Origin of the sequence: Priestia sp. BR_2, assembly GCF_041954005.1 — a bacterium.
GTDB classification, from domain to species: Bacteria; Bacillota; Bacilli; order Paenibacillales; family Paenibacillaceae; genus Paenibacillus_AQ; species Paenibacillus_AQ lautus_A.
Genome location: NZ_JAVFHM010000023.1, coordinates 1 through 2,145, shown reverse-complemented (window position 1 = coordinate 2,145; position 2,145 = coordinate 1). Strand labels below are relative to the sequence as shown.

1 pseudogene is annotated in these 2,145 nt (G+C 34.5%); it reads right to left on the bottom strand.

The annotated features are described in order from the left end of the window. Positions 1-2,145: pseudogene (locus RB298_RS00270) on the bottom strand (hypothetical protein); the annotation flags it as partial.

Genomic DNA, 2,145 nt, shown 5'->3' with positions numbered 1-2,145 from the left:
GTCTGAAATATATTCGACTTGCATATAACTTTGATAATTAGTCATTTTTATCATACAACCGCTTTCCGTTTCATCTGTTATTTGAGTCGCTACATTTCCATTGATTTTGGCAGTACCTTCTACATTACCAACGTTTATATATCCGTTTTGAGCAGCTTCTTTATTATTTGTATGAGTTGCCTCAAGAGAAAATTTAAACGTATTGCCTTTTACCTTAGTAATTTCTATATAACTTCGATCGGTATCGATATCTCTCGACCAGTCTCCAGCCCATTTATTTTGACTATCAGACTCTTGTTTCTCTTTTTCGTCCTTCTCTTTCTCTTCCTTTTCCTTTTGTTTCTGGATATCGTCAAAGTTTGTTATTAAAATAGGTACAGATAACTTATCCCCTTTGCGATATCCTTTTGTAACTGTTAAATTCATTGTTGTATTTTTTGCTGCTGGCTGTTCCCTAGCTGAGACAGCTAAACTTGTTTTATTTTTACTTGCAATCGCCACACCACTTTGATTAAAGGCTACTTTTAATCCATTTGTGTTAAAGGCTCTCTTCTTTGTTTCAAAACTCTTGGCGTCAAAATATTCCTCATTTACTTTTACATTTTGACTTTCTCCTGTTTTCATTTGAACTATAGCTGGATTTACTTTTACTGAAAGGGTCTTTTCACATTCACCAAACTCAAAATTCTTTTTTAAAAATGTTGCTTCTTGAATCTTCCAATCTATTAACCTCTTAAGTTTCTTTCCAAATCCATCTATCCCCATGACTATGTTTCCGTTACCTACTAACTTTGCTTCAGCACTTCCGCATAAGAAATTTAAATCCTGCTTGGAGATCATACCGGATACTACTTTTCCATCTGCTTTTGCTTTTACAGATGTGTCTACACCAGCTCCAACAATTTTAAAAGCGGTCAGCGCAAATGACATTTTAGGTCCTACAGCAAAACCTGCCGTTCCTACACCTGTAAACTCTGATTCTAATTTACCTTTATTAGAATTAATTTTACTAATCTTTTTATTTTTATAGATCACACCTTTTTTAGCTTCCTGTTTAAATGTAACCTCGTACCTTACTTGACCTTTGTAGTCTATCTGACCCTGTAAGACTATATCTCCTTTGATAAAAAGACCTGGGGTTGGTAAAGGAATAGCAAAGGTACCTAATTTCTTCTCGAAGCTTCCTTTTCCCTTGTTAGAACTTTGAATTTCTTGCACTAGTTCTTTAGTAGAAACACCCTTGGCACCCTTACTACTACTAAGTACAAGTAAGTGAGCATCTGTTTTTGCCGTACTGACAAATTCAACTTTTTTAATACCTGTCAGCTTAGCATCAATATCTACATCCACTTTAGGTGTATATAAGTTTAGTTCTCCAGATAACTTCGCGTTAGATTTACCTATTTTTAAATCATCGATTTCAAGTTCAATACCACTTTTTTCAACGTCCATATCGAATATTTTATTTTTATATTCATATTTTTTTTCAGTCGAATTACTTGCAGCGATTTGAGTTTGAGGTTCTATGCTTGTGATAGCTTGGGATTTAACTCCAGAAGCGGGTTTGAAGTTACTTTCTGTTAAGCTATATGTTTTATTAATATCCAGGGTCTCAAATAAATCGAAGAAATTCGGATCTTCTACGTCTAATGTATAAGTATTAGTCCCACTCTCACTATTTGTTACTTTTACGGCTTGCCCCTCGGGACTATTAGCAGTCTTTAAGACTAAAATGTCTCCCACTTTTATTTTCTCATCGACATCTTTTGAAACTTCTACTCTTGTATTTGAAACGCTAATGACATCTTTTTTATCAATAATTTTTAATTTAGGATTTAACTTTATTTCTTCTTTTTCTTCTCGATCAGTAGCAAAGTTTACTTGGTGCGGGTTTTCAACCTTTTCTCCCGTCGTATAGGCAATTCCCTTTTTAAAATGAATTTCATAATAACTGCCAGCATTATAACCTCCCCTTGGAGGGTTAATAACAATTGTTAGTCCATCTTCACTAAGTTGAACCCCAGCGTCAACTTTGTTTCCATGTTGATCGGAGACATAAATATTACTAGACGTAATCGTACTAGAATCTAGCGGCTTGTAAAAACCAAATTGCCATACCTTATCCGTAGAAGTGTTTAGTTCAGT